Here is a 25525-nt window from a genome sequence, read left to right as displayed (position 1 = left end):
GTCCTGGCTGGGCCGAGGAGCGCAGACGTAGGCGGATCAGGGATCGCGCTTGTTTGAGCGAAGCGAGTTTGCGCGAGACCCCGCCGTAGTCGAGCACCGCAGGTTGCCCGTAGCGAAGCGTAGGGACCCAGACTGCGGGTCGCCTTTTCTTTGGTGACTTTCTTTTGGCGAAGCAAAAGAAAGTTACTTGCCGCCGGGCAACCCCGGCCAGCCGCCCTCAGCAGAGACCGCCCAGCTGGATAGCAAAAAGAGGCTTTCACGCAAGAACCTCTTTCTTGCGCCCAAACCTCCGCCCCAACCGATCAAACCCAAGATAAATAACCGGCGTCGTAAACAGCGTCAACATCTGGCTGACAATCAAGCCGCCAAAAATCGACAACCCCAGCGGCTGCCGCAATTCAGCCCCCTCACCAAACCCCATCATCAAGGGCACAGCGGCGAACAGCGCCGCCAGCGTCGTCATGAGGATAGGCCGGAAGCGCAGCAGGGCCGCCTGATGGATGGCCTCTTGCGGAGACTTGCCTTCGTTGCGTTCGGCGTCGATGGCGAAGTCGATCATCATGATGGCGTTTTTCTTCACGATGCCTATCAGCAGGATGATGCCGATGATGCCGATCACCCCGAGGTCGGAGCCGCTGATCATCAGCGCGAGCAGCGCACCCACGCCGGCCGAGGGCAGGGTGGAGAGAATCGTTAGCGGGTGGATGTAGCTTTCGTACAGCACGCCGAGCACGATGTAGACGCAGATCACGGCGGCCAGGATCAGCCACAGCTGGTTGGACAGCGAGGCCTGGTAGGCGCCGGCGGCGCCCAGGAAGTTCAGGGTCACGCTGCCGGGCAGGGCGATGTCTTTGGCGGCCTGGCGGATTTCGTCGACGGCACGGCCCAGCGACATGCCGGGTGCAGTGTCGAAGCCCAGCGTCGTGGCCGGGTACTGGGCAACGCGGGTTATCTGCAGCGGCGCGGGCTGCTCGCGGATGCTGGCAATGGCTGAGAGCGGCGTGGTGCTGCCGGAGCCGGTTTTCAGCTGCAGCGCGCCCAGCGACGCCGGCGTGGCGAGCGGGTCGGGCATGGCCTCGAGGATCACGCGGTACTGGTTGGTCTCGGTGAAGATGGTGGAGACGATGCGCTGGCCGAAGGCGCTGTAGAGCGCGTCGTCGATCGAGGACGTGGTGACCGACAGCCGCGAGGCGGTGTCGCGATCGACGTTGATATACGCCGATGCGCCGCTGGAGCCGGCGTCGGAGGCGACGTTGCGCACGCCGGGCAGCTGCCGCATGCGCTCGGCGAGCTTGTTGGCCCAGAGCACCACGGTGGCGTTGTCCGAGCCTTCGAGCGAGACGCGGAACTGCGTGGGGCCGGTTTCGGCGTCGATGGTCAAATCTTGCGTCGGCTGCAGGTAGAGCGTCACGCCGGCCACCTTGCCGACGCGCTCCTTGAGCCTGTCCATGGTCTCCTGCTGGCTGCCGCTGCGGCTGGACTTGAGGTTGATCAGCATGCGGCCGGTGTGCAGCATGGTGTTGTTGGCCGCGTCCACGCCGATGAAGGAGCTCAGCGTTTCGACGTCCGGGTCTTCGAGGATGGCCTTGGCGGCCGCCTGCTGCAGGCCGGCCATGCGGGCATAAGACACCGACTGCGCGGTTTCGATGCGGGCCTGCAGCTGGCCGGTGTCCTGCGTCGGGAAAAGCCCCTTGGGGATCAGCACGTACAGCAGCACCGTGAGCAGCAGCGTGGCCAGCGCCACCAGCAGCGTGAGGCCCTGGCGATTCAGCACCCAGGTCAGCCAGCGGTCGTAGTGGTGGATAACCTTGTCGAAAAAGCGCTGCATGGACTGGCCGAAGCGGCCGCCTTCGGCCTCGCCTTCGGGGTGGCGCGTGAGCCACCTGGCCGACATCATGGGCACCAGCGTGAGCGACACCACGGCGGAGATCAGGATGGTGATGGCCAGCGTGACGGCGAACTCGCGGAACAGCCGGCCCACCACGTCGCCCATGAAGAGCAGCGGGATCAGCACGGCGATCAGCGACACCGTCAGCGAGATGATGGTGAAGCCGATCTGCGTCGCACCCTTGAGGGCGGCGGCCATGGGTGCCTCGCCTTCCTCGATGTAGCGCGAGATGTTTTCGATCATCACGATGGCGTCGTCGACCACAAAGCCGGTGGCAATGGTGAGTGCCATCAGGCTCAGGTTGTTCAGGCTGTAGCCCAGCAGGTACATCGCGCCGCAGGTGCCGATCAGCGAGATCGGCACGGCCAGGCTGGCGATCACGGTGGCGCGCAGGCTGTGCAGAAACGCAAAAATCACCAGCACCACCAGCAGCACGGCCAGCACCAGTTCTATCTCGACGTGCAGCACCGAGGCGCGTATGCCGGTGGTGCGGTCGCTCAGCACGTCGACCTTGAGCGCGGTCGGCAAGCCGGCCTGCAGCTCGGGCAGGCGCGCCTTGATGGCGTCCACCGTGGCAATCACGTTGGCGCCGGGCTGGCGCTGCACGTTGAGGATGATGGCCGGCTTCAAGCCTGACCAGGCGCCGAGCTTGATGTTCTCGGCGCTGTCCACGACCTGCGCGACGTCCGACACGCGAATGGCGCCGCCGTTGCGGTAGGCAATGATGAGGCGCTGGTAGTCCGCTGCCGCCACCAGCTGGTCGTTGGAGTTGATCGAATAGGAGCGCGTGGGTCCGTCAATGCTGCCTTTGGCGCCGTTGGCATTGGCGGCGGTGATGGCGGTGCGCAGTGAATCCAGGCCCAGGCCGTAGGAGGCGAGGGCGCGCGTGTCGGCCTGTATGCGCACGGCGGGGCGCTGCCCGCCGCTCAGTGACACCAGGCCCACGCCGTTGACCTGGCTGATCTTGAGCGCCAGGCGGGTGTTGACGATGTTCTGCACTTCGGTGAGCGGCAGCGTGTCGGAGGTGATGGCCAGCGTCAGCACGGGCGCATCGGCCGGGTTGACCTTGGCATACACCGGCGGCGCGGGCAGGTCGGCGGGCAGCAGAGAGCCGCCGGCGTTGATGGCGGCCTGCACTTCCTGCTCGGCCACGTCGAGCGTGATGCCCAGACCGAACTGCAGCGTGACGATGGACACGCCGGCCGCGCTGGTGGAACTCAGGCGCTGCAGGCCCGACATCTGGCCGAACTGGCGCTCCAGCGGCGCGGTGACGGTCTGGGCCATGACCTCGGGGCTGGCGCCGGGGTACAGCGTCTGCACCTGGATGGTCGGGTAGTCGACCTGCGGCAGGGCCGACAGCGGCAAAAACTTGAAACCCACCAGGCCGGCCAGCACGATGGCCACCATCAGCAGCGAGGTGGCGACCGGTCGCAGGATAAAGGGACGTGAGGGGCTCATGCGGGGAAATCCCTGTTCGTCATTGCGCCGGCCGTTCGCCGCCCTGGCGTTTCTCCCTCATGCTGCGCCAGCGCTCCAGCGCGGCGGGGTCGCCGGCGTCGAGCGCCGCGAGGAAGCGCTGGCGGCGCTCCAGGGCCGCCGGGTCGTCCTTGACCTGGTCCAGCATGCGTTTGCGCTGCTCGGCGGTGGGGCCTTCGCTGGCGGCTGCTGTAGCCGCTGCCGGGGCAGAGGCGCCTGACGCGGGTGCGGCAGCTGCCGGTGCGGAAGACCCCGCGCCCGGTGCGGAGGCCGCGCCGCGTTGCCGCTTGCCGCCGCCGGGTCCGCGCGGGCCGCCGGCGGGCGCATCGCCGGGCAGCACGATGGACGCGCCGTCCTTGAGGCGGTCGGCGCCTTCGGTGATGACGCGCTCGCCGGCTTCCAGGCCGGAGGCGATCACGACCTTGTCGACCGTGGCCTGGCCGCGTTTGACGGGGCGCAGCGACACCGTGCGTTCCTTTTCGTTCACCACATAGACATAGTCGCCGCTGCTGCCCATGCGCAGGGCCGTCACCGGCACCACGATGGCGTTGTCGATGGTGCGCACCTGCAGGCGCACGTTGACGAACTGGCTGGGGTACAGATTGAGCTGGCTGTTGTTGAAGCGGGCCTTGGCCTTCACGGTGCCGGTGGTGATGTCGACCTGGTTGTCCAGCGAGGCGAAGCTGCCGGTGTCCAGCGTGACGGCGCGGGTCCTGTCGAGCGCGGTGACCTGCATGGCGACGCCTTTGGCGGCGTTCTGCTGCAGCTCGCCGACCTGGTCCTGCGGGATCGCGAAGACCACGTCGATGGGCGTGATCTGGGTGATCAGGGCGATGCCGTTGGCGTCGCCGTTACTCACCACATTGCCGATGTCCACGGTGCGCAGGCCGACGCGGCCGCTCACCGGCGCGACCACGCGGGTGTAACCGAGGTTGAGGCGGGCAGCGCCTTCGTTGGCCTTGTCGACAACGACCGTGCCCTCGAGCTGCTTGACCAGGGCAGCCTGGGTGTCGACCTCCTGGCGGGCGATGGAGTCCTGTTCCAGCAGGGTCTTGAAGCGCTGCAGCTGCACGCGCGCGCTGTCGAGCTGGGCCTCGTCGCGCTGGCGCTGGCCGCTGGCCTGCATCAGCGCCATTTCAAACTGGCGCGGGTCTATGGTGGCCAGCAGTTCGCCGGCCTTGACCATCTGGCCTTCCTTGAAGAGAACTTTTTCCATCACGCCCGTAACCTGCGGCCTGACCCTGACGGTGGCCTGCGGGGTGACGGTGCCCAGGGCGTCCAGGACGATGGGGATGCTGGCCCGCTCGGCGGTGGCCACGCCGACCGTGGTGGCCGGTGCGCCGCGCCTGCCGCCCATAAAACCGCCCGCGGTGGCGTCGGCGGAGGGGTGCGTGAGGTGCCAGGCCAGCCAGCCTATGCCGGCGAGGGCGACCAGGGCAATGACGCTGCCGATGATGGACGCGCGGCGGCTGATGCGTTTGCGGGTTGGAGTTTCGGCGCCGGTCTGCGGCGTGTCGGCTTTCGGGTCCATCGGCTGTCCTTGGGTGCCCGCCGCGCCCGCCGGGGAGGCGGATGCGGCATTTTTTTGTGTTGGATGCGGGTCTTGGCCGCTGTTGGTGCCAAGCCCTGGGGCCTGTTCAAACAGCGCTCAGGAATTATCACTGCAAGCCTGTGGGCGCAGGTATACGGCCCGAAAGAGGCCGGTAAACGTACGGTAAAGCGGCGCCCGGCCTACACCGCGGCGGGCATCATGTCGTGGCGGTTTTGCGGACTATTGTTTTGATAGCGCCGCGACTTCGGCGTGGCGCGGGATGCCGTCGATAGCGCCGTGCCGCGTCACGGAGAGCGCCGCCGCCGCGTTGGCCCATTGCATGGCGATGCGCAGGTCCTCGCCGCGTGCCAGCGCGGCGGCGAGCGCGCCGGTGAAGGTGTCGCCCGCGCCTATGGTGTCGCGCACGGCCATGGGGCGGCCCGGTATCGAATGCGGTGCTTGCCCCGCCTGGTAGAGGCGGCAACCGGCCGCGCCCAGCGTGACCAGCACGGCGCGGGCGCCTCGGCTGAGCAGGCGTGCGGCGGCCTGGTCGGCCGAGCCGGCATGCGCCTGGCCGGCCAGCAAATAGAGTTCACTCTCGTTGGGCGTGAGCACGTCCACCAGCGCGAGCAACTCGTCGCTGAGCGGGCGCGCGGGCGCGGGATTGAGCAGGGTCAGGGCGCCGGCCGCGCGGGCCAGGCGAAAGGCCTCAAGCGTGGCTTCGGCCGGCACTTCGCAGGAGGCCATCACGACACGGCAGCCGGCCAGCAGCCCGGTAGCGGCCTGTGCGTGGCGCGCGCCCAGGCCGGCGCCGGCGCCGGGGTAGACGGCGATGCTGTTGTCGCCGTCTTCATAGACCAGGATTTGCGCGACGCCGCTGCGCTCGCCGGCGACTTGCTCGACATGCTGGGTGGCTATGCCCTCGGTTTTCCAGAGTTCCATGCCCATGCGACCGAAGTCGTCGTCGCCGATGCGGGCGATCAGCGCCACGCGCGCACCCTGGCGCGCGGCGGCCACCGCGGCATTGCTGCCCTTGCCGCCCGGGCCGATGCTGAAATCGGAGGCCATCAGCGTCTCGCCGCGGGCAACCGGACGCGCCACCTTGGAGATCAGGTCGGCGTTCCAGCTGGCGACGCAGACAACGTCGGCGGCTTCCGAGGCCTTGGCACTCATTTACTTCGCTCCATAGCCCATGGTTTGCGGCAGCCAGAGGACGATCTGCGGAAAGCATGTCATGGCCAGCAAGAGCAGCAGCAGCATGACCAGGAAGGGCCAGCCTTCCTTCATCATCTCGCCGATGGGAATGCCGGTGAGCGCCTTGGTCACGAACAGCAGCATGCCGAAGGGCGGGTGGATCAGGCCGATCATCATGTTGAGCACCACCAGCACGCCGAAGTGCACCAGGTCCACGCCGAGCAGCTTGGCCGCGGGCAGCAGCATGGGCACAAAGACCAGCAGCAGCACCGAGACGTCGAGGAAACAGCCCAGCACCAGGAACATCACGTTCACCATCAGCAGGAAGCCGATCTGCGAGAAATGCATGCTGTCGACCCAGGTGGCCATGGCCTGGGGCACACCTTCGGCGGTGAAGGCGTAGTTGAGCATGAAGGAGCCGGCCAGGATCATGGTGATCACGGCGCTGGCGCGTGTCGATTCCATGACCACGCCCCAGAAGCTGCGCCAGGTCAGGGCCCGGAACACCAGGGCCGCGAGGATGAGCGCGTGCAGCGCGGCCACGGCGGCGGCCTCGGTCGGCGTGAAGATGCCCGAATAGATGCCGCCCAGCAGCACGATGGGCATGGACAGCGGCAGGGCGCCGCGGAAGATCAGGCCGGCCCACTCGGAGCGCGGCACGGGTTCGTCGCGCGGCATGTTGCGTTTTTTGGCGATGACGGCCACCACGCCCATCATGAGCCCGGCCATCAGGAAGCCCGGCACCACGCCGCCCAGGAACAGCGCGCCCACCGAGGCGCCGGAGACCAGCGCGTAGATCACCATCGGGATCGAGGGCGGGATGATGGGGCCCAGCGTGGCGCTGGCCACCACCACGGCGCCGGCAAAGCCGCGTGTGTATTCGGGCTTCTTGAGCATCTGGCGAATCGTGACCAGGCCGGGGCCGGCCGCGTCGGCGATGGCGCTGCCGCTCATGCCCGAGAAGATCACGCTGACCAGGATGTCGACCTGCGCCAGCCCGCCGCGCATGCGGCCCACCAGGATGCGGCAGAAGTCGAAAATGCGCTCGCTGACCGTGCCCGCGTTCATGATGTTGGCGGCGAACACAAACAGCGGTACGGCCAGCAGCACATAGCTGTTGTAGAGGCCGTTGCCGATCTGCTCGGCCACCAGGCCGACGTCCTGGCCCTTGGCCACGAGGTAGCCGATGCCGGCCGCGACCATCGAAAAACCGATGGGCATGCGCAGCAGCATGCCGCCCGCCAGTACCCCCACCAATACCCAGATACCGCTTGTCATATGCGCAACTCCGCTTCAAGACCCTTGCCACGGATCGCGTTCCAGATCGCCCAGGCCGAGCGCAGCGCCAGGGCGGCGAGCAGCAGCACAAAAGGCATGAAGACCCACTGGAAGGACATGCCCAGCACGGGCGTTCCCTCGCGGGCCATGAAATGCACGTAGTCCCAGCAACCCGGGATGCCCCAGGCCGCCAGGCCGCCGACCAGCAGGTTGCCGACGATGGCCATGGCCTGGCGCACGCGGTAAGGCATGTTGTTCCAGACCAGATCGAACACCACATGCTCGCGCTCGGGCACGACCACGGCGGCGGCCCACAGGATGACCCAGACATACAGGATCACCGCGGCCTCATCCGTCCAGGCCAAGGGCTTGTTGAAGAAAAACCGCGCCGTGATCTGGATCACGAAGACGATGAACAGGGTCAGGAAGAGTCCGCCGCCAATCACATTGGCGGCTTTCTGGGGCCAGCTTTTCATGGGAATTGTGGTGCTTGCCGCCGGACTTACTTCGTCGCGTTGATGCGCTCGAGCAGGCCCTTGGGCCAGACTTTTGCGTACTCGGAGTTCAGGTAAGTTGTCTGCACGGTTTTGCGGAAGGCGTCCACGTCGGGCGTGGTGACCTGCAGGCCTTCCTTCTTGAAGAAGTCGACCAGCTGGCCTTCTTCCTTGATGCGGTTTTCATTGTTGTAGACGGCCGCGGCCTGCGCCGCCGCTTTGACCTTGGTCTTTTGCGCCGGGTTCATGGCGTTCCAGGCCTTGTTGGAAATGGAGATGAAGATGCCGTCCACCAGGTGGCTGGTCATGACGATCTGTTTGGTCACCTCGTAGAACTTGGCGGCGCGCACCGAGGGCAGGGGGTTGTCCTGGCCGTCGATGGTGCCGGTCTTCAAGCCCAGGTAGACCTCGCCGAAAGCCAGCGGCGTGGGCGTGGCGCCCAGCGCCTCGCCAAGGAACAGCCATTCCTTGGAGCCGGGCATGCGCAGCTTCACGCCTTTGAGGTCGGCCGGCACCTTGACGTTGCGGGCTTCGCGCAGGTTGACCTGGCGCGTGCCGAGGTAGACGGTGGACAGCGGCGTGACTTCCATCTTTTCGGCCACGGTCTTGAACATTTCGGTGCCTATGGGGCCGGAAAACACCTTTTGCTGATGGTCCGGGTCGCGCACGATGTAGCCGGCGGTGAAGATCGAGAACTCGGGCACCAGCTTGGCGATGTCAAAGGCCGAGATGGAGGAGAGCTCGAGATTGCCGCGCGCCATGGCGGTGGGCTCGGTGCCCTGCTTGAACAGCGAGGCGTTCAGGTTGATCTGCACGTCGAATTCGCCGGGCGCGCTTTTTTCGAGGTTTTCCTTGAAGACCGTCCACATCTTGGCGTGCCAGTCGTCGGGCACCGCGGGCGTCGAAACGCGCAGCACCATCTTGTTCTGGGCCTGGGCCGCGGGCAGCAGCGCGCCCATCAGCAAGGTGGCGGATGCGGCGGCCAGCAGGCTGCGGCGAAGGGTGGACGAGAGGGAAGTCTTCATGGTTGTCTCCTTTTTTAGGTCAATCGTTTTTGGGGGTGGTGCCCCGGGTCAGCGTTCAGCGGTCATTCAGCAATCACTCGGATTTTGTATCAATCGCGAAAGCGCCGATGGTTTTTTCCAGCGCCTTGTATTCGGAGTCGGTCAGGGCCACCAGCGGCGCGCGCACGCGCAGCCAGGCGGCATCGCCGCTCAGCATGGCCATGATGCCCTTGAGCGCGGGCATCAGCGAATAGCCGTCCAGCAGGCCGATCAGCTTGACCACGCGTTCGCGCTCGGCGGGTGTGGCCGCAGCGCCGGGCTCGGTCACCAGGCGCTTGACGAGGCGCGGCATGAAGTTGGCCAGGCCGCTGATGGCGCCGGTGCTGCCGCGTTTGCCCATCTCCGGCAGGTCGGGTTCAAAACCGACGTAGACCGTCATGTCCTTCATGAAGGCATTGGCCAGGCCCACCGAGTGTTCGGTGCTGCAGGCGCTGTCCTTGATGCCGACGATGGTGTCGGGGTATTGCTTCTTGAGCGTGGCGATCACGTGGTGCGACAGCGGCACGCCGGTGACCTGGGGGATGTGGTACAGGTAGAGCTTGAAGGGCGTGCCGGCCATGCCGTCGATGACGTAGCGGTAGCTGTCAATGATGCCCTGGTCGGACACACCCTTGAGGAAAAACGGCGGCAGCATCAGGCAGCCGTGCACGCCGGCTTTCACGGCGTGGCGCGTGAGCTCCAGGGTCTCGGGCAAGGCGGCGCAGCTGGTGGAGACCATGATCTGCGCGGCGGGGATGCCGTTCTTGATGAGCTGGTCGATGGCTTCCTTGCGCTCGGCCAGCGAGAAGGACGGGCCTTCGCCCGTGGTGCCGAAGGCCGTCACGCCGGGGCAACCGCTGGCGATCAGCGATTTGCAGTGGGCGGCGAACTTGGCGTGGTCTATGTCCAGGCCGGCCGTGAGCGGCGTCAGCAGGGCGGGCCAGATGCCGCGAAACGATTTTTCGGCGGCGGGAAAGGAACTCGTCATTCAGGGATCTCCAAAGACCACGGCATCTCGGGCCGCGGCAGGCCGAGCACGCGGCGGTGCGCGCTCTCGATGTGATGGCCCAGGCGGTCGACCACGGCTTGTGCGTCGCGCCGCTTGAGGGCATCGATGAACCAGAGGTGCTCTTCCATTGCGGGAATCAGCACATCCGGGGAAAGGGATGAGGCTTCGAGCTTGATCAGGCGCACCCGCAGGCTGTTGATGCGGTAGACCTCGGAAATCAGCTCGTTGCCCAGCGTGTCGATCATGAGGTCGTGCAGGCCCCAGTCCACCGTGGTGGCGTCTTCGAGCAGCGCGTCGTCGATGGCTTTTTTGCGCGCACGCTTCACGATATTCAGGTGGGCCTGCTCGATGGCGGCCAGGTCGGCGTCGGACACCGTGGTGACGAAGCGGCTGGCGGCTTCGCGCTCGAGCAGGCCGCGCAGCTGGAAGGCGTTGTTGATCAGCTTGAGGTCCACATGGGCCACCTGCAGGCCGCGCTGCGGCACCGTCTTGACCAGGCCCTCGGCCTCCAGCCGCGGGATCAACTCGCGCACCGCGCCCAGCGGCATGCCCAGCAGCTGCATGAGTTCGCGCTGCGAGACAAACTGCCCGGGCCGGATGTTGGCGTCGACGATCTGCTGCTGAAAACTCTCGTAGGCTTGCGCGCGCAGGCTGATGGGAGCGGAATGGGCGGCCGTGCTCATGGGCTCAGGCGGGGTCGCAGGCGATGACGCCCTTGCGCAGCAGGATGTTGCCGTACTTGCGCCGCTCGCCGGTCTGCAGGATCAGGAAGGCCGCCTGCGCGCGTTCGTAAAACTCGAAACGCTCCAGCGAGGCCGCGGGGCGCTCCCCCGCCTGGTGCAGCACGGTGGCGAACTCGGCAACCGGCGGCGGAACGGCGGAGGCGTCGCCCACTACCTGCATGGTCCAGGCGGCGTCGGGTACATAGTCGTCGAGCGGCAGCAGCCGCAGCACGGCCGCCAGCGCCTGTGGCGCGGTCGCGCCCGCCAGCTGCACCAGCTGGGCGCCGCTTTTGCGGGCCACCTGGGCCGCCGGGAAATTGGCATCGACAATCGCCACGTCATCGCCATGGCCCATGCTGGCCAGGGCATGCAGGGCGTCGGGCGTGATCAGCGGTGGGATGTTCTTCAGCATATATAAAGGAGTGGCGGCAGCCGGGAGCCTGGTTTTCCTGGTTTTTGCAAAACCTCGGGATTTCCCGCTGTCAATGACTGACATGTTAGTCATAACATGGCTAAACTTTTATCAGGATTAACCCTGAAACGAACCGAATATGACGACGACCGTGGACATGGCCCCTGTTTTTGCCGCCTGTGAAGAAAGCGGCCTGCGGCTGGGCCTGGGTGGCGCGCCGCTGGGCAACCTGTTTTCCGCCGTCAGCGACGCCGAGGCCCGGGCGCTGGTGGATGCCGCCTGGGCCGACGGCTGCCGGACCTTTGACACCGCCCCGCATTACGGCCACGGCCTGTCGGAGCGGCGCCTGGGCGACGCGCTGCGCGGCCATCCACGGAACAGCTATGTGCTGTCGAGCAAGGTCGGCCGGCTGCTGCGGCCCGATGCGAATGCGGCGCGCGCCCAGCACGGCTATGTGGACATCCTGCCCTTCAACCAGGCCTGGGATTTCAGCGCGGCCGGCACCCGCCGCAGCGTGGAGGACAGCCTGCAGCGCCTGGGCCTGCCGCGGCTGGACGTGGTCTATGTGCACGACCCGGATGTGGCCTCGCACGGCGAGCGCGCGCCAGCCGTGCTGCGGCAATTGCTCGATGAAACCCTGCCCGCGCTGCGCGAGATGAAGCACGAAGGGCTGATACGCGCCATCGGCCTGGGCACCAACGATGTGGACGTGGTGTTGCAGGTGCTGCGCGAAGCCGGGCTGGACGTGCTAATGCTGGCCGGGCGCTACAGCCTGCTGGACCACAGCGCGCTGCCGGCGCTGCTGCCGCAATGCGCGGCGCGCGGCGTGCGCATCGCGCTGGGCGGCGTGTTCAATTCGGGCATCCTGGCGACCGGCGCGCGCGGCGGCACGGCCAGCTTCAACTATGCGCCGGCGGCCCGCGAGTGGCTGGAGCGCACGGCCCGCATCGAGTCGGTGTGCGCGGCGCACGGCGTGCCGCTGCGCGCGGCGGCGCTGCAGTTTCCGCTGGCCCACCAGGCCGTCGACATCGTGATGCTGGGCGCGCGCAAAGTCGCCGAATGGGCCGACGCGGTGGCGATGATGCAGCACATAATTCCAGCGGCCTTCTGGGCGGATTTGCGCGCCCAGGGCCTTTTGCCAGCGGATGCACCCACACCATGATGAAGATTGACGCGCACTTTCACTGCTGGGAACTGGCGCGCGGCGACTATGGCTGGCTCACGCCGGCCCTGGCGCCCATTTACCGCGACGTGGCCGTGGCCGACTGGCAGGCGCAGTCACGCCCGCACGGCGTGCGCGGCGGTGTGCTGGTACAGGCCGCGCCCACCGAGGCGGAAACCCGGTTCCTGCTGGAGCAAGCTGATGCCAACCCGGCCGTGCTGGGCGTGGTCGGCTGGGTGGATTTCCTGGCGCCCGACGCGCCGGCCCGTATCGAAGCGCTGGCCCGGCACCCGCGGCTCAAGGGCTTGCGGCCCATGCTGCAGGACATCGCCGACCCCGAATGGATATTGCAGCCCGCGGCGGCCCCGGCCCTGCGCGCCATGGCCGCTTGCGGCCTGGTTTTCGATGCGCTGGTCAAGTCCGCGCACCTGCCGCACATCCTGACCCTGGCTGGCCGCCACCCTGAACTGCGCATGGTGATAGACCATGGCGCCAAGCCCGACATCGCGGCGGGCGAGTGGCAGCCCTGGGCCGACGCCATCACGCGCATCGCCACGGACACCCAGGCCATGTGCAAGCTCTCCGGCCTGTTGACCGAAGCCGGCCCGCACCCGGCGCCGGGCGCGGTACGGCGCTGGTGCGAGCATGTGCTGCAAAGCTTTGGCGCCGATCGTGTCGTCTGGGGCAGCGATTGGCCGGTGCTGGAACTCGCCGCTCCCTACGCGCTGTGGTGGCTGACCTCGCGGCAGTTGCTGGAGGGGCTGGACGAGCCGGCCCAGGCGGCGGTGATGGGCGGCAATGCGGTAAGGCTTTATGGGCTTCACCTGCCTCAAAGAGCCGGTGTTCCTAAAATCGCCCGATGACTGAACCTATTTCTGTTTCTTCCTCCCTGAACGTCTGCCGCGCCGACTACGCCAACCCGGTCCACGCGCGCGCCATCGTGCAACTGCTCGACAGCTACGCGCAGGATCCGGCCGGCGGCGGCAAGCCGCTCGGCGACTTCGCCAAAACCCATCTCGTCAAGGAACTCGCCGCGCGCCCGCAGGCTTTCAGCGTGCTCGCCTTCGACGGCGACAAAGCGGTGGGCCTGGTCAACTGCATCGAAGGTTTTTCGACCTTCGCCTGCCGCCCGCTGGTCAACATCCACGACGTGGCCGTGCTGCCCGGCCATCGCGGCCAGCGCATCGGCGAAAAAATGCTGGCACTGGTGGACGAGATCTCGCGCGAACGCGGCGCCTGCAAACTGACGCTGGAAGCGCTGCAGGGCAATGCGAGCGCCATCAAGCTGTACGAGCGCATCGGCTTTGCCGGCTACCAGCTGGACCCGGCCATGGGGCAGGCGCGGTTTTTTCAGAAGTGGCTGGACTGAAGCCTGGCCGAAGCAGGGTCGTGCAGCAGCATCAAGGCCGCAAACGCCACCAGCCCCAGCGCCGCTGAAAACCACAACGCACCCGCGCCGAAGCGGTCAATCGCCAGGCCGAACAGCCAGGGCGCCGTGGCCTGTGCAAAGCGCGCCGGCACCATCAAGAGGCCCTGGCGCGCGCCGTAGTCGCGCACACCGAACAGCACCAGCGGCAGCGTGCCCTTGGCAATCGTCAGCACGCCGTTGCCGGCGCCGTGCAGCAAGGTGAACACCGCGCCGGCCGGGACCCCGAAGAACAGGAAGGCCATCGCGCCCAGGGTGTGCAGGCTGCCGGCCACGCGCGCCGAGACCAGCGGATGGATGTTGCGCAGCAGGCCGTATTCAAGCAGCCTGCCTGCCACTTGGGCGGGGCCGACCAGGCCGGCGAATACCAGCGCGGTGGCCAGCGGCACGCCGTGGGCCTGCAGCAGGCGCGGCAGATGCGAGGCCATGGCGGTGCTGATAAACCAGGTCACGGCGAACACCAGCGCGAGCAGCACCGCCGTGCGGGTGGCGCTGTGTGATGGCGTGGAGGCGGCAGTGTCAGGCGGGGCTGCATCCGCATGGGTTTCGGCGAGCACTGGCGCTACAGGTGAAGCAGGCAAGCGCCAGTTGAGTGGCAAGCCCAGCAGCAAATGCAGCGCCGCCCAGGCCATGCAGGTGGCGCGCCAGCCCCATTCAAGCTCCAGCCAGGCCGACAGCGGCCAGCCCACGGTGCTGGCAAAACCGGCGAACAGCGTGATGCCGGTGATGGCGCCGCGTGCGTCCTTTCCGTACAGGTGCACCAGCGCAGCAAAACCTGCTTCATACAGGCCGGCGGCCATGGCCACGCCCAGGATCACCCAGCCGGCGAACAAGCCCACCGGCCCTTGGGCCAGTGCCAGCACGACGAGGCCGGCGGCAAACACGAGGCTGTTGGCGGCCAGCACCGGCCGGCCGCCATGCCGGTCTATGGCCTTGCCCGCGGCCGGCCCGAGCAGCGCGGACACCACCAGCGCGGCCGAAAACGCGGCAAACACTGTGGGCGTGCTGACGCCCAGGTCGCGCGCCATGGGCACGGCGAGGATGGCGGGCAGGTAGTAGCTGGAGGCCCAGGCCAGGGTCTGGGCGATGCCCAGTTGGACGATGGTGGCGGTGCGGCTTGAAACGGTCACGGTCGCAAGCGTAGCAAAGCTTTAGCCCTTGTCGCTCGCGGCCTGCGGCCCGCCCAAGGCGCGGTGCAGCGCCACGCCCGCGAGTGCGCCCACAGCTTGTGCCGCCACAAAGCCCACCGCACTGGCCGGCGCGATGCCGGCAAAGCTGTCCGAGAGCATGCGGCCCAGCACGGCCGCCGGATTGGCGAACGAGGTGCTGGCGGTGAACCAGTAGGCCGCGCCTATGTAGCAGGCGACCATGGCCGGCGCCTTGGCCGCGGGCGCGCGCAGTACGACAAGGATTAGCCCGGCGGTCGCGACGGCCTCGGCCAGCCACTGGCCGCTGCCGCTGCGGATCTTGTGGCTGAACTGCAGCAGGTTCATGTCAAACATCGCATGGGCCAGCCAGGCGCCGACCACCGCGCCCAGCAGCTGGCTTGCGATAAACAGAAAGGTTCTTCGCGTGCGCTTGCCGGAGGCCGTGGCTTGAGACCCGAGCACCAGGGTCACCAGCGGATTGAAGTGCGCGCCGCTGAGCGGGCCCAGCAGTTCGATCAGGACATACAGCGCGAACACCGTGGCCAGCGTATTGGCCAGCAGGGCCACACCCATGTTGCCGGCCGAAAGGCGCTCGGCCATGATGCCAGAGCCTATGACGGCGCAGAGCAGGGCGGCTGTGCCCGCGAACTCCGCGAGCGCCTGGCGCGCCAGCGACGGCACGCCGGGGCTTGCGTCGCGCTCGGTCGTGGTGCGGCTTAACAGCACGCCGGAGCCGCGCGCGATGCCTTGCTGTCCGCCGCGGCGCAGCAGGCCGAAGCGCTGGCCGACTTTGCCTCGCTGAACACCGGGATGTTGCCCAGCGTGTGGAACTGTTCCCAGGCGATGCCTTGCGGGTCTGTGAGCCAGTATTTGTCGCTGCGGGCATAGCAGCAGGTCGTGGAGCCTTCGTCGAGCAAGGTCATGTCGGCGCGGGTCGCATTGGCCTTCAGGGCCTCCAGCTCTTCGGCTTGGTCGACCTGTATGCCCAGGTGGTCCACGCCGGGCGCGTCACCGCGCGTGGAGATGGCGAAGTTGACCGGCGGGTCGCTCAGCATCCATTTGGCGTAGTCGGCTTCAGTGCGCGCGGGCTGCTGGTCGAACATGGCCGAATAAAAGGCGATGTTTTTTTCGAGGTCTTTGACGTGGACGTGGACATGGAAGCGTTTCATGGAGCTCTCCTGTGGGGTGTGGTGTGACGGGGATGTGGTCAGCAGGCCGCGCAGCCGGACTGCGGATCGACTTCGCAGGCGCCGCCTTCGCAGCAGTGCTCGGTCAGATAGCCGAGCAGGGCGTTCATCTGGCCGAAGTTGGCACGGTAGATCAGGTTGCGGCCGCGCGCTTCGCTGCTGGCCAAGCCTGCGTTGGAGAGTTCCTTGAGGTGAAACGACAGTGCGCTGGGCGCGATGCCTAGCTGTTCGGCGATGGCGCCTGGCGTCAGTCCCTCGGGGCCGGCGACCACCAGGGCGCGAAAAGCGCGCAGGCGCTGGGCCTGGGCCAGGGCGGCCAGCGCCTTGACGGCGGCGCCTTCATCGAGGGTGGTGGCTAGGGGGGCTTGTATTGAGGATTCCATGATTCAAATATAATTGAATTATTGAATTGATGCAAACTACGCCCTTCAAACTGCACTCACCAGGAGTCAAACCCCATGCCATCCGCCCCCAAGGTCACGATCTACCACAACCCCCAATGCGGCACCTCGCGCAATGTGCTGGCGCTGATCCGCAATGCCGGCATTGAGCCGGACATCATTGAATACCTCAAGACCCCGCCCACGCGCGAAACGCTGCGAGAGCTGATTGCGCAGATAGGCGTGCCGGTCCGTGACGTGGTGCGGCAAAAGGAAGCTGTCTATCAGGAGCTCGGCCTGGACGGGCAGGGCGATGAGGCGCTGGTGGACGCCATGCTGGCCCACCCCATCCTGATCAACCGGCCTATCGTGGTCACGCCGCTGGCCACGCGCCTGTGCCGTCCTTCGGAGGCGGTGCTCGACATCCTGCCGCTGCCGCAGCGCAGCGCCTTCAGCAAGGAAGACGGCGAACAGGTCATCAATGAGCGCGGCGAGCGCATCACGCGGCCTTAGTCCCGACCGTTATTGCCTTGCCCCAGCGCGCGGGCCCGCGCGCTGTTGTTTCCCCACGGATTTCCCTTCCGTTTCCTCCCCGGCCTGTGGCTTTCCAGCCACTTCTCCAGGCCTGCCGCGGCGTGTCACACAACTGCCATTGAACTGACACGAACGCGTCACCCCCCACTCCCAGAATCTCGTCATGACCAGCATGACTGAGCACCCGATGGGACTCCACTCACAGACACATGACAGGCAGGACGCCAGCGCGGCCCGCAGCCTGGGCGCCGGCATCCAGGATTTGAACAAGCAGTGCCTGCGCATCCTGCGCTGCACGGCCCAGGCCCTGGCCAACAGTCCCGGCGGCCTGCGCTTCAAGGCCGGCACCCGGCCCTGGCTGGAAGGGTTGTCGAACGCGCGGCCGGCGTTGATGGCCGGGCTGGGGCGGCGCGGCAAGGCGGTTTCGCTGGCCGCTGGTGATTGAGTGTCGAAGCCCCTTGATGGGGCTTTTTTACAGGCGGAAAAACCGCGAGTCCGAGTGAGTAAGTGAGTAAGTGAGTGAGCTTGCTGAAGCTGGTCAAAACCGAAGTTGTCGAGACACAGGAAACAAGGAGTTAGCCATGAAAGAACTGCCCAATCCCACCTTTGCATTGTCGCCCGTCGCAATGCCACGGGGGTCACTTCATCAAAGCGGTCATGCTGTCGGTCCAGCCGCTGTTCAAAGGGCTCCCGTGGGGAAAATCTCGGTCAGCTGGGCCCGGCACCAGGACGAGGTCCGGCAGGCGCAACGCCTGAGGTACCAGGTCTTCGCGCTCGAGATGGGCGCCACGCTGTCCAAGACGCTGCCCGGCCACGACGTGGACCTGTTTGACGACTACTGCGAACACCTGCTGGTGCGCGATGCCGACAGCCAGGAAGTCATAGGCACCTACCGCGTGCTCACGCCGACCCAGGCCAAGCGCGTGGGCAGCACCTACAGCGACACCGAATTCGACCTGACGCGGCTGCGCGCGCTGCGCGAGCGCATGGTCGAGCTGGGTCGCAGCTGCGTGCACGCCGACCACCGCCACGGCGGCGTCATCCTGGCGTTGTGGGGCGCGCTGGCCGAGTTCATGTCGCGCAACCAGCTTGACACCATGATCGGCTGCGCCAGTATCCCGATGCAGCACAACGGCGTGTCCAACGGCCACGCGGCCGCCAGCATCTGGCGCCAGGTGCGCGAGACGCACCTGGCCGCCATCGAGTACCGCGTCACGCCGCGCCTGGCCCTGCCCGTGGAGAAGCTCGACGACACGCTGGACGTGGAGCCGCCCGCGCTGATCAAGGGTTACCTTCGCCTGGGCGCCAAGGTGCTGGGCGCGCCGGCCTGGGATCCTGATTTCAACTCGGCCGACCTGCCCATGATGATGCGCATCGCGGACCTGCCGCCGCGCTACCTCAAGCATTTCTCCGGCAAACCGCTGCCGGGCAACGCCACGGAGGCCTGATGCGAAGCATGTTTGACGCCATGGGGGCGCTGGGCAACGGGTTCGGCGGGGGCGGTGACGACCACGACGATGACGACTCGCTGCGCAAGCGCTACCGCACCATCTTCATCTCCGACATCCACCTGGGCACGCCCGGCTGCCAGGCGGCGGCCCTGCTGGATTTCCTCAAGGCCCATCCCAGCGACAACCTCTACCTGGTGGGCGACATCGTGGACGGCTGGCAGCTGCGCCGCCGCTGGTACTGGCCGCAATCGCACAACGACGTGGTGCAGAAGCTGCTGCGCCGCGCCCGCAAGGGCTGCCGCATCATCTACGTGCCTGGCAACCACGATGAGTTTGCGCGTGAATTTATCGGCAACCAGTTCGGCGGCATCGAGGTCATCGATGAAGCCGTGCACACCACCGCCGACGGCCGCCAGTTGTGGATCATCCACGGCGACTACTTCGACGCGGTGGTGCAGTGCGCCAAGTGGCTCGCCTACGTGGGCGACAACCTGTATGAATTCACGCTCAAACTCAACCGCCACCTGAACAGCCTGCGCGCCCGCATGGGGCTGCCCTACTGGTCGCTGTCGGCCTACCTGAAACAAAAGGTCAAGAGCGCGCTCAACTACGTCACCGACTTTGAAGAAGCGGTCGCCAACGAGGCGCGCCGGCGCGGCCACCAGGGCGTGGTCTGCGGCCATATCCACCGCGCCGAGATGCGCGACATCAACGGCGTGCTGTATTGCAACGACGGCGACTGGGTGGAAAGCCGCACCGCGCTGGTCGAAAACTTCGACGGCACGCTGGAGCTGGTGCACTGGGCGCCGGCCCACGAAACGCAGGGCCGCGGCCACGCCGCTTCCACGGTGGTCGCATGAGGATCGCCCTGGTCACCGACGCCTGGCAACCGCAGGTCAACGGCGTCGTCACCACGCTGGTGGAATTGGTGCGCGAGCTCGCGGAACTCGGCCACCAGGTGGAGGTGATACACCCCAACCTCTTCAAGACACGGCCTTGCCCGGGTTATGCCGGCATCGACCTGGCGGTGCGCCCCAAGCGGGGGCTGACCGAAAAGCTCGACGCTTTCCAGCCCGAAGCCATCCACATTGCGACCGAGGGCCCGCTGGGCTGGGCGGCGCGCGGCTATTGCCTCAAGCGCGGCCTGCGTTTCACCACGGCCTTCCACACCAAATTCCCCGAAATCCTGCATGCGGCGCTCAAGATCCCGCTGTCCTGGGGTTACGCGCTGTTCCGCCATTTCCACAGACCTTCGTCGGGCGTGATGGTGCCCACCCAGGGCGTGCTGCGCATGCTGGAAGAACGCGGCTTCAAGAACCTGCGCGGCTGGACGCACGGCGTGGACACGGATCTCTTCAGCTTCGAACCGCAGCCGCGCCTGCACCCGCCCATGGGCACGCTGCTGCGTCCGGTGTCGCTGTTTGTGGGCCGGGTGTCGTATGAGAAAAACATCGAGTCCTTCCTCAAGCTGGACATCCCGGGCACCAAGGTGGTGTGCGGCGTGGGCCCGCTCGAAGAGTCGCTCAAGCAGCGTTATCCCCAGGTCCGCTGGATGGGCGTGCTGGCCCGGGACGAACTGGCCAAGGTCTACGCCGCGGCTGACGTGTTTGTGTTTCCCAGCCGGTCGGAAACCTTCGGCCTGGTGATGCTCGAAGCCATGGCCGCCGGCACGCCGGTGGCGGCCTATCCGGTCGACGGCCCGCTGGAAGTGCTGGGAAAAACCGACGGAAGCTGTCACGGCGGTGTCATGAACGAAGATTTGCAACAAGCTTGTTACGGTGCGCTGGCCGTGCCGCGCCATGAAGCGCGGCAGCGCGCGCTGGACTTCAGCTGGAGCCATGCGGCGCAATTGTTCGAGTCTTTCCTGGTAATTGCGGGTAAAAACAGCGCCCAACTCAACCCCGACATCAGCAAGGGCAGTACTTGCCAGCCTTTTCAGGCCGGTGCACCATCAGTCAAAAGTACTGTCACGCCACTGTCATGAAACACGTCAACACTGTGACTTGTTACTAATGACACGTAAATGCCTTGTTGATGCCCACTTCACCCGCCTCGGTGGCCGCTGCCGCGCCAAGCGTCCAGTTCCTGGACCGCGACCACAGCATTCTTGCTTTCAATGAGCGGGTGCTGGACTGGGCCAAGCGCCCCGACGTGCCGCTACTGGAGCGGCTGCGGTTTTTGTGCATTGTGTCGTCCAACCTCGACGAGTTTTTTGAAGTCCGCACCGCACCCCACCTGACGGCGGCGCAGGCCGGTGAGCAAAAAGCGCCTTATTCGGTGCAGTCTTTCAAGGCCTTGTCGGCCGCCGCGCACGACATGGTGGCGCGCCAGTACTCCCTCTATAACGATGACCTGCTGCCGGCCTTTGAGCGCCAGGGCATACGCGTGGTCTCGCACGGTGAGCGCAACCCGGCCCAGCGGCGCTGGGTGAAGGAGTATTTCGAGCGGGAAGTGCGGCCGCTGCTGATCCCGGTCGGGCTGGATCCGTCGCACCCGTTCCCGCAGGTGGCCAACAAGTCGCTCAACTTCATCGTGCGCCTGGGCGGCCACGACGCTTTCGGCCGCGAGAACGACATCGCCATCGTCAAGGTGCCGCGGGTGTTGCCGCGGCTGATCCACATGCCGACGCGCGGCCACCACAAGGAAGACCGCCTGTTCGTGTCGCTCTCCAGCGTGATACGCGCGCACCTGGCCGAGCTGTTTCCCGGCCGCGAGGTCGGGCAGTTTTCGCAGTTCCGCGTCACCCGCCATTCCGACCTGGCGGTCGACGAGGACGACGTCAAGAACCTGCGCACCGCCCTGCGCCAGGGCCTGGAGCAGCGCCACTACGGCCAGGCCGTGCGCCTGGAGGTGTCGGCGGGCTGCTCGGAATACCTGGCCAACTTCCTGCTGAAGCAGTTCAACCTGCCTTCACTGGCGCTGTACCGCGTGCACGGCCCGGTAAACCTGGTGCGGCTGACGCAACTGGTGGACCTGGTCAACGACCCCAAGCTGCTGTTCCCCAGTTATCGCCCCTGCTACCCGACGCAGTTGCTGCCCGGCCAGTCCTTCTTTGAGCGGCTCAAGCAGGGCGACGTGTCCATCCACCAGCCCTTCGAGAGTTTTGAGGGCGTGCTCGCCTTCCTGCGCGAGGCCGTCAACGATCCGCAGGTGCTGGCGATCAAGCAGACGATTTACCGCACCGGTGCCGATTCGGAACTCATGGTGCTGCTGCGCGAAGCCGTGCGGCGCGGCAAGGAAGTGACTGTGGTGGTGGAGCTCAAGGCGCGCTTTGACGAAGAGGCCAACATCAACTGGGCGGAGATGCTGGAATCGATAGGCGCGCAGGTGGTCTACGGCGTGGTGGGCCTGAAGACCCACGCCAAGATGCTGCTGGTGACGCGCCGCGAAGGCCGGCACCTGGTACGTTATGCGCATCTTTCCACCGGCAATTACAACCCGCGCACGGCGCGCCTCTACACCGACCTGAGCTACCTGACGGCCGACCCGCTGACGACGGCCGACATCGACAACGTCTTCGTGCACCTGGCCAGCCAGAGCCGCCTGCCCAAGCTGCACCACCTGCTGCTGGCCCCGTTCCAGTTGCACCACAAGCTGATCGCCAAAATCGACGCGCTGGGTGAAGCCGCTCTGCAGGGCAAGGACACGCGCCTGGTCGCCAAGATGAACGCATTGACCGACGAGGACCTGATGCTGGCGCTGGTGAGGGCAGGGCAGCGCGGCGTGAAGATAGACCTGATCGTGCGCGGCGCCTGCATGCTGCCGGCGCAAGTCCCCGGCGTGACCGACAACATCCGCGTGCGTTCCGTCATCGGCCGCTTTCTCGAGCATTCGCGCGTCTTCTACTTCCGCTGCGCGGAGGAGGAAACGCTGCTGCTCTCCAGCGCCGACTGGATGAACCGCAACATGCTGCGCCGGGTGGAGCTGGCCTGGCCGGTGACCGACCCGGTGCTGCGCCGGCGCATCATCGACGAATGCCTGGTGGCCTACCTGCACGACGGGCGCGATGCCTGGGACCTGCAGCCCGACGGCAGCTACCTGCGCGTGAGCCCGCAGGGCGACCTGCCGCGCCACGGCGCGCAAGCGGCCCTGATGGCCCGCTACACCGCCCCCCAACACCAGGACAAATGACATGGACCTCATCTTGTGGCGTCATGCGGAAGCGGAAGACTGGCCAGAAGGTGATCCACAGGCAGGCAGCGACCTGGAGCGCTCGCTCACGGCACGCGGCGAGAAGCAGGCGGCCCGCATGGCCAACTGGCTGGACCGCCAGCTGCCCGAAGGCGCGCGCATCTTCGTGAGCCCGGCGCGCCGCTGCGAGCAGACCGCGCTGGCGCTGGGGCGCAAATACAAGATCAGGAACGAACTCGCGCCCGATGCCACGGCCGCGCAGTTGCTGGAACTGGTGCAGTGGCCGACCGCCAAGTCGCCCATCCTGGTGGTGGGCCACCAGCCCATCCTCGGCGAAACCATCGCGCAGCTGCTGGGCCTGCAGGCCAGCGATTGTCCCGTCAAGAAGGGTGCGCTCTGGTGGCTGCGCAGCCGCGACCGCGAGGGCCACAACCAGACCGTGGTGGTGACGGTGCAGTCGCCGGAAGTGCTCTGAACTGGCGTGCGGGCCGGCATCGCGAGGAAAGCATCTCCCTCGCGCTCGCTCTTGTCTCGCGGATGCATCATGTGGCCGTTGCGACCATGCCGGCGGACAAAAAACCGACCCGGGATAGCCAAATTCTCTTGATGCCAAGGCTATAGTGCAAGTACCGAACCCGCTCCCCGGCCTGGTCCAGCAAGCGGAAACCTGATAGCGCCGCTCAAGTCAAACGTTAAGGAGCATTCCTCAATGTCGATCGTCACGCCTCGTATTCCGTTGTTCGCTGTAGCCGCCGCGCTCTTTTGGAATGCGGCCCACGCGCAGGCTGACTGCGAAGCCGCGTGGCAGGAGGCGAAGTCACTGCCAAACTCTGCATCCGCTGCGCGCCTTGAGCAGTCGCGACGGAACTGCCTTCGGGATACGACCTATCTATCTCGCCTTGGCAGAAAGTACTTTGAGTTGGGTGACGTAGAAAAGGCGCGCGCAATTACTACCGCCGGGCTCCAAATCGATCCACGTCACGAAGGCCTGCTGTTCGGCCTGGGTGACATCCACCTTCGACAGTCTCGGCTGGGGGACGCCAAAGCAGTCGCAACGCGCCTCATTGAGTTTCATCCGAACTCTCACGGCGGGCCGTATCTTATGCAGCGGGTCTTGATGGATTCGAAGCAATTTTCGGAGGCCATCAAATACGGCGACCTGGCGATTTCCAAATCAAACGGGCAGATAGTTGTGCTCTACCTGAACAATGCTGTCGCTGCCTACCATGCCGCGCAAGATGCACTTTGCGTTCGGTATGCGCAGGAGGCGATTGATCGCGATCCGGCTGTACTGCGCCAAGCTTGGGGAATGAATGAAGCGATATACGCCCTGGATAGATCAAAGCGCTTTCCGGAGGCGCTCGCTCTCGCCAAGCGACGGAAGGCTGCTGACCCAAGGTGGTCGGAGGATGAGGCATTTGTCAAGATTCTCCGGGTCATGGGAGTTGCCCAATGAAGTACGCCGACGTGCCTTTTAACTTGTCAATCGACGCAGGCCCACAACCGCAGGCTGCGGCTTCGCCGCGTGTATTGGTGGTCCGGCCATCTTCACGTTAGACGCCGATGAGCGACGACATTGCAGAATTACTGGCTCAAGAGGATCTTCGGGGCTGCCGTCGGTGCCGGCAGTTCTTTGGTCCGATGTATGGTTCGCTCAAGCGCGAGAGCGCCGACTCGCTGTTCTCGCCAAGATCAGTTCGGGTCATGGTCGATCGTATCGCCGGTGAGGATGCCGGCACCTACTTCGAATGCTATGAGTGCGAAAGCAAACGCCGGCGTAAGCGAGTGGTGTTCTATTCGGTCCTCGCCGCCATCGTGGCTATCGCACTGCTATTCCGAGAGTTCAGCTCGGGCCGCTTGGGAGTGCCATGGTGAGCAGCGCTGAGTCGGAGGGCGTTCCCCGGTAAGGCGGGTCATGCCTCCCCTTATCTCAAACGTCAGGTCGTAAACTCGTCACACAATGATCGTTCCTCATCGAAAACCCCAGGTTTGCGTACTCGGCAGCGCCGAGCCCGGTTCCAGCGCCTACGAGCTCGCCGGCGAGGCCGGCGAGGCGCTGGCCAAACTGGCCATCACCGTGGTGAGCGGATGCGGCAGCCCCGCAACCCGGGTTGCTGCCGAGCGCGCCATTCAGGCGAACGGCCTGGTGCTCAGCATCGTGCCTCCAGATGAGATGCCTGGGCCGGATTGGCCCGCCACGGTGGTGCTGCCCTGTGGCATGGGGGACGCCCGCAATCTGTTGATGGCCCTTGCCGGCGATGCCTGTATCGTCATCGGCGGCCGCGCGGGCACCAAATCCGAGGTTCACCTGGCCTGGCTGCACAAACGGCCGCTGCTTCCGCTGGTCGGCTGCGGCGGGTGGTCCGATGAACTGCCGTCCAACCCTCCCGACGAGCGAGCGAACTCCCCGATCCTGCCGTGGAGCACCATCGCTGAGTTGCAGGAAAATCTGCGCAGTCTTGGATTGGTCAAGAGTGCGGCTTGACTTGGGGAACTGGTCCGCCAAGCGGGAGGCGGACTGCAAGGGAGCATTGCGGGGTTTCAACTGCAGGAGCTAGCTTCGCTGCAGAATGTCGTGATCCGGGTCATTTACACTTTAGGCGCCGCCAGGAGTGCCCATGCCAGATCAAAAGCTTGAAGGTGGTTGCCAATGCGGAGCAGTCCGCTACCGCATCTCAGGGAATCCGGTGATGGCTGCATTCTGCCACTGCACCATGTGCCGGCGAGCCAATGCGGCGCCGGCAGTCGCCTGGGCAATGTATGAGCTCTCCCAGGTCTCGTTTCTCGCGACGCCACCCACGATCTATGAATCATCGCCGGGTGCAAAGCGCGGTTTCTGCGCTCACTGCGGGACGCAGATCTGCTTCACGGCAGAGTACATCCCAGGGCTCATCGACCTGACGATCGGCAGCCTCGATGAACCAAGCCTGGTTCCTCCCACTTTTCACTACTGGGAGTCCAAGCGCTTGCCCTGGCTTCACGTCGCGGACCAATTGCCTCGCTATCCTGAGTTTCCTCCCCAATGAGCAGGCGCTAAGCAGAATGACGTCAGCCACAAC

At 65.9% G+C, this 25525-nt stretch carries 27 protein-coding genes; 14 read left to right on the top strand and 13 right to left on the bottom strand.

Annotated features, from left to right (window positions below; translation table 11 throughout):
• Positions 1 to 256 precede the first annotated feature (256 nt).
• The 9 genes from AC1D1F_RS10340 to AC1D1F_RS10300 all read right to left on the bottom strand — a co-directional run bounded on the left by AC1D1F_RS10340 (position 257) and on the right by AC1D1F_RS10300 (position 11047).
• Positions 257 to 3346, bottom strand: a complete 3090-nt coding sequence (locus tag AC1D1F_RS10340; RefSeq protein WP_477677498.1) for an efflux RND transporter permease subunit — start codon at positions 3344 to 3346, stop codon at positions 257 to 259.
• 19 nt (positions 3347 to 3365) lie between these two features.
• Complete coding sequence (locus AC1D1F_RS10335) at positions 3366 to 4895, bottom strand: efflux RND transporter periplasmic adaptor subunit (RefSeq protein WP_477677497.1); 1530 nt, start codon at positions 4893 to 4895, stop codon at positions 3366 to 3368.
• Positions 4896 to 5135: 240 nt separating this feature from the next.
• A complete protein-coding gene (locus tag AC1D1F_RS10330; protein WP_477677496.1) occupies positions 5136 to 6068 on the bottom strand; it encodes a ribokinase in 933 nt (310 codons plus the stop codon).
• Positions 6069 to 7367, bottom strand: a complete 1299-nt coding sequence (locus AC1D1F_RS10325) for a TRAP transporter large permease (RefSeq protein WP_477677495.1) — start codon at positions 7365 to 7367, stop codon at positions 6069 to 6071.
• Positions 7364 to 7843, bottom strand: a complete 480-nt coding sequence (locus tag AC1D1F_RS10320; RefSeq protein WP_477677494.1) for a TRAP transporter small permease — start codon at positions 7841 to 7843, stop codon at positions 7364 to 7366. Before AC1D1F_RS10320 ends, AC1D1F_RS10325 begins: the two co-directional genes overlap by 4 nt.
• A gap of 26 nt (positions 7844 to 7869) precedes the next feature.
• Positions 7870 to 8886, bottom strand: a complete 1017-nt coding sequence (locus AC1D1F_RS10315) for a sialic acid TRAP transporter substrate-binding protein SiaP (RefSeq protein WP_477677493.1) — start codon at positions 8884 to 8886, stop codon at positions 7870 to 7872.
• 73 nt (positions 8887 to 8959) lie between these two features.
• Positions 8960 to 9892, bottom strand: a complete 933-nt coding sequence (locus AC1D1F_RS10310) for a dihydrodipicolinate synthase family protein (RefSeq protein WP_477677492.1) — start codon at positions 9890 to 9892, stop codon at positions 8960 to 8962.
• Positions 9889 to 10596 carry a GntR family transcriptional regulator gene (locus AC1D1F_RS10305; RefSeq protein WP_477696174.1) on the bottom strand — a complete coding sequence of 236 codons (708 nt, stop codon included), beginning with the start codon at positions 10594 to 10596 and terminating at the stop codon, positions 9889 to 9891. The genes AC1D1F_RS10310 and AC1D1F_RS10305 overlap by 4 nt, the downstream gene beginning before the upstream one ends.
• Positions 10597 to 10600: 4 nt before the next feature.
• A complete protein-coding gene (locus AC1D1F_RS10300; protein ID WP_477696173.1) occupies positions 10601 to 11047 on the bottom strand; it encodes an RbsD/FucU family protein in 447 nt (148 codons plus the stop codon).
• A gap of 139 nt (positions 11048 to 11186) precedes the next feature.
• Between AC1D1F_RS10300 and AC1D1F_RS10295 the strand changes: the two genes are divergently transcribed.
• Genes AC1D1F_RS10295 through AC1D1F_RS10285 form a run of 3 tightly spaced genes read left to right on the top strand, consistent with a single transcriptional unit; the run spans position 11187 to position 13578 of the window.
• The gene (locus AC1D1F_RS10295; RefSeq protein ID WP_477678482.1) at positions 11187 to 12209 is read left to right on the top strand and encodes an aldo/keto reductase; all 1023 of its coding nucleotides are present in this window, start codon (positions 11187 to 11189) and stop codon (positions 12207 to 12209) included.
• Complete coding sequence (locus AC1D1F_RS10290) at positions 12209 to 13072, top strand: amidohydrolase family protein (protein WP_477678487.1); 864 nt, start codon at positions 12209 to 12211, stop codon at positions 13070 to 13072. Before AC1D1F_RS10295 ends, AC1D1F_RS10290 begins: the two co-directional genes overlap by 1 nt.
• Positions 13069 to 13578, top strand: a complete 510-nt coding sequence (locus AC1D1F_RS10285) for a GNAT family N-acetyltransferase (protein WP_477678483.1) — start codon at positions 13069 to 13071, stop codon at positions 13576 to 13578. Before AC1D1F_RS10290 ends, AC1D1F_RS10285 begins: the two co-directional genes overlap by 4 nt.
• On the opposite strand, the gene AC1D1F_RS10280 is transcribed toward AC1D1F_RS10285, so the two are convergent.
• From AC1D1F_RS10280 to AC1D1F_RS10265, 4 genes are read right to left on the bottom strand one after another with little or no spacing between them, the layout of a single operon-like run.
• The gene (locus AC1D1F_RS10280) at positions 13560 to 14765 is read right to left on the bottom strand and encodes an MFS transporter (protein ID WP_477696172.1); all 1206 of its coding nucleotides are present in this window, start codon (positions 14763 to 14765) and stop codon (positions 13560 to 13562) included. The two genes, AC1D1F_RS10285 and AC1D1F_RS10280, sit on opposite strands and share 19 nt — an antisense overlap.
• A gap of 21 nt (positions 14766 to 14786) precedes the next feature.
• Positions 14787 to 15464 carry an aquaporin gene (locus AC1D1F_RS10275; protein ID WP_477678488.1) on the bottom strand — a complete coding sequence of 226 codons (678 nt, stop codon included), beginning with the start codon at positions 15462 to 15464 and terminating at the stop codon, positions 14787 to 14789.
• Positions 15465 to 15499: 35 nt separating this feature from the next.
• On the bottom strand, positions 15500 to 15952 hold the full coding sequence (locus AC1D1F_RS10270; RefSeq protein ID WP_477678485.1) for an ArsI/CadI family heavy metal resistance metalloenzyme: 453 nt from the start codon (positions 15950 to 15952) through the stop codon (positions 15500 to 15502).
• 38 nt (positions 15953 to 15990) lie between these two features.
• Positions 15991 to 16353, bottom strand: a complete 363-nt coding sequence (locus AC1D1F_RS10265; protein WP_477678486.1) for an ArsR/SmtB family transcription factor — start codon at positions 16351 to 16353, stop codon at positions 15991 to 15993.
• A 75-nt stretch (positions 16354 to 16428) separates the two neighbouring features.
• Between AC1D1F_RS10265 and arsC the strand changes: the two genes are divergently transcribed.
• From arsC to AC1D1F_RS10210, 11 genes are all read left to right on the top strand, one after another.
• Complete coding sequence (gene arsC, locus AC1D1F_RS10260; RefSeq protein ID WP_477677814.1) at positions 16429 to 16863, top strand: arsenate reductase (glutaredoxin); 435 nt, start codon at positions 16429 to 16431, stop codon at positions 16861 to 16863.
• Between the two features lie 184 nt (positions 16864 to 17047).
• Positions 17048 to 17329: a hypothetical protein gene (locus AC1D1F_RS10255; protein ID WP_477700714.1), complete on the top strand. Its 282-nt coding sequence runs from the start codon at positions 17048 to 17050 to the stop codon at positions 17327 to 17329.
• Between the two features lie 136 nt (positions 17330 to 17465).
• Positions 17466 to 18332, top strand: coding sequence for a GNAT family N-acetyltransferase (locus AC1D1F_RS10250; RefSeq protein WP_477677812.1), 867 nt, complete (start codon positions 17466 to 17468; stop codon positions 18330 to 18332).
• On the top strand, positions 18332 to 19195 hold the full coding sequence (locus AC1D1F_RS10245) for a UDP-2,3-diacylglucosamine diphosphatase (RefSeq protein ID WP_477677811.1): 864 nt from the start codon (positions 18332 to 18334) through the stop codon (positions 19193 to 19195). The genes AC1D1F_RS10250 and AC1D1F_RS10245 overlap by 1 nt, the downstream gene beginning before the upstream one ends.
• Positions 19192 to 20319 carry a glycosyltransferase family 4 protein gene (locus tag AC1D1F_RS10240; protein ID WP_477677810.1) on the top strand — a complete coding sequence of 376 codons (1128 nt, stop codon included), beginning with the start codon at positions 19192 to 19194 and terminating at the stop codon, positions 20317 to 20319. The genes AC1D1F_RS10245 and AC1D1F_RS10240 overlap by 4 nt, the downstream gene beginning before the upstream one ends.
• Before the next feature lie 50 nt (positions 20320 to 20369).
• Entirely contained in the window at positions 20370 to 22466 is a 2097-nt protein-coding gene (gene ppk1 / locus AC1D1F_RS10235) for a polyphosphate kinase 1 (protein ID WP_477677809.1), read from the top strand.
• Between the two features lies 1 nt (position 22467).
• Entirely contained in the window at positions 22468 to 22941 is a 474-nt protein-coding gene (locus AC1D1F_RS10230; RefSeq protein ID WP_477696170.1) for a SixA phosphatase family protein, read from the top strand.
• Positions 22942 to 23175: 234 nt separating this feature from the next.
• A complete protein-coding gene (locus tag AC1D1F_RS10225; RefSeq protein WP_477677807.1) occupies positions 23176 to 23922 on the top strand; it encodes a tetratricopeptide repeat protein in 747 nt (248 codons plus the stop codon).
• 107 nt (positions 23923 to 24029) lie between these two features.
• Positions 24030 to 24341, top strand: coding sequence for a hypothetical protein (locus AC1D1F_RS10220; RefSeq protein WP_477677806.1), 312 nt, complete (start codon positions 24030 to 24032; stop codon positions 24339 to 24341).
• Positions 24342 to 24426: 85 nt separating this feature from the next.
• Positions 24427 to 24951: an SLOG cluster 4 domain-containing protein gene (locus AC1D1F_RS10215; protein WP_477677805.1), complete on the top strand. Its 525-nt coding sequence runs from the start codon at positions 24427 to 24429 to the stop codon at positions 24949 to 24951.
• A 133-nt stretch (positions 24952 to 25084) separates the two neighbouring features.
• Positions 25085 to 25492: a GFA family protein gene (locus AC1D1F_RS10210; RefSeq protein ID WP_477696169.1), complete on the top strand. Its 408-nt coding sequence runs from the start codon at positions 25085 to 25087 to the stop codon at positions 25490 to 25492.
• Positions 25493 to 25525 lie beyond the last annotated feature (33 nt).

Source organism: Polaromonas sp. P1_H6, assembly GCF_056405195.1.
The sequence above is the reverse complement of the archived record's forward strand: the minus strand, read 5'-3'. Positions and strand labels throughout refer to the sequence as shown.

Coding starts and splice junctions, on each gene's coding strand:
- AC1D1F_RS10340 (WP_477677498.1), bottom strand. CDS start 3,346: ATGAGCCCCTCACGTCCCTTTATCCTGCGACCGGTCGCCACCTCGCTG.
- AC1D1F_RS10335 (WP_477677497.1), bottom strand. CDS start 4,895: ATGGACCCGAAAGCCGACACGCCGCAGACCGGCGCCGAAACTCCAACC.
- AC1D1F_RS10330 (WP_477677496.1), bottom strand. CDS start 6,068: ATGAGTGCCAAGGCCTCGGAAGCCGCCGACGTTGTCTGCGTCGCCAGC.
- AC1D1F_RS10325 (WP_477677495.1), bottom strand. CDS start 7,367: ATGACAAGCGGTATCTGGGTATTGGTGGGGGTACTGGCGGGCGGCATG.
- AC1D1F_RS10320 (WP_477677494.1), bottom strand. CDS start 7,843: ATGAAAAGCTGGCCCCAGAAAGCCGCCAATGTGATTGGCGGCGGACTC.
- AC1D1F_RS10315 (WP_477677493.1), bottom strand. CDS start 8,886: ATGAAGACTTCCCTCTCGTCCACCCTTCGCCGCAGCCTGCTGGCCGCC.
- AC1D1F_RS10310 (WP_477677492.1), bottom strand. CDS start 9,892: ATGACGAGTTCCTTTCCCGCCGCCGAAAAATCGTTTCGCGGCATCTGG.
- AC1D1F_RS10305 (WP_477696174.1), bottom strand. CDS start 10,596: ATGAGCACGGCCGCCCATTCCGCTCCCATCAGCCTGCGCGCGCAAGCC.
- AC1D1F_RS10300 (WP_477696173.1), bottom strand. CDS start 11,047: ATGCTGAAGAACATCCCACCGCTGATCACGCCCGACGCCCTGCATGCC.
- AC1D1F_RS10295 (WP_477678482.1), top strand. CDS start 11,187: ATGACGACGACCGTGGACATGGCCCCTGTTTTTGCCGCCTGTGAAGAA.
- AC1D1F_RS10290 (WP_477678487.1), top strand. CDS start 12,209: ATGAAGATTGACGCGCACTTTCACTGCTGGGAACTGGCGCGCGGCGAC.
- AC1D1F_RS10285 (WP_477678483.1), top strand. CDS start 13,069: ATGACTGAACCTATTTCTGTTTCTTCCTCCCTGAACGTCTGCCGCGCC.
- AC1D1F_RS10270 (WP_477678485.1), bottom strand. CDS start 15,952: ATGAAACGCTTCCATGTCCACGTCCACGTCAAAGACCTCGAAAAAAAC.
- AC1D1F_RS10265 (WP_477678486.1), bottom strand. CDS start 16,353: ATGGAATCCTCAATACAAGCCCCCCTAGCCACCACCCTCGATGAAGGC.
- arsC (WP_477677814.1), top strand. CDS start 16,429: ATGCCATCCGCCCCCAAGGTCACGATCTACCACAACCCCCAATGCGGC.
- AC1D1F_RS10255 (WP_477700714.1), top strand. CDS start 17,048: ATGACCAGCATGACTGAGCACCCGATGGGACTCCACTCACAGACACAT.
- AC1D1F_RS10250 (WP_477677812.1), top strand. CDS start 17,466: ATGAAAGAACTGCCCAATCCCACCTTTGCATTGTCGCCCGTCGCAATG.
- AC1D1F_RS10245 (WP_477677811.1), top strand. CDS start 18,332: ATGCGAAGCATGTTTGACGCCATGGGGGCGCTGGGCAACGGGTTCGGC.
- AC1D1F_RS10240 (WP_477677810.1), top strand. CDS start 19,192: ATGAGGATCGCCCTGGTCACCGACGCCTGGCAACCGCAGGTCAACGGC.
- ppk1 (WP_477677809.1), top strand. CDS start 20,370: ATGCCCACTTCACCCGCCTCGGTGGCCGCTGCCGCGCCAAGCGTCCAG.
- AC1D1F_RS10230 (WP_477696170.1), top strand. CDS start 22,468: ATGGACCTCATCTTGTGGCGTCATGCGGAAGCGGAAGACTGGCCAGAA.
- AC1D1F_RS10225 (WP_477677807.1), top strand. CDS start 23,176: ATGTCGATCGTCACGCCTCGTATTCCGTTGTTCGCTGTAGCCGCCGCG.
- AC1D1F_RS10220 (WP_477677806.1), top strand. CDS start 24,030: ATGAGCGACGACATTGCAGAATTACTGGCTCAAGAGGATCTTCGGGGC.
- AC1D1F_RS10215 (WP_477677805.1), top strand. CDS start 24,427: ATGATCGTTCCTCATCGAAAACCCCAGGTTTGCGTACTCGGCAGCGCC.
- AC1D1F_RS10210 (WP_477696169.1), top strand. CDS start 25,085: ATGCCAGATCAAAAGCTTGAAGGTGGTTGCCAATGCGGAGCAGTCCGC.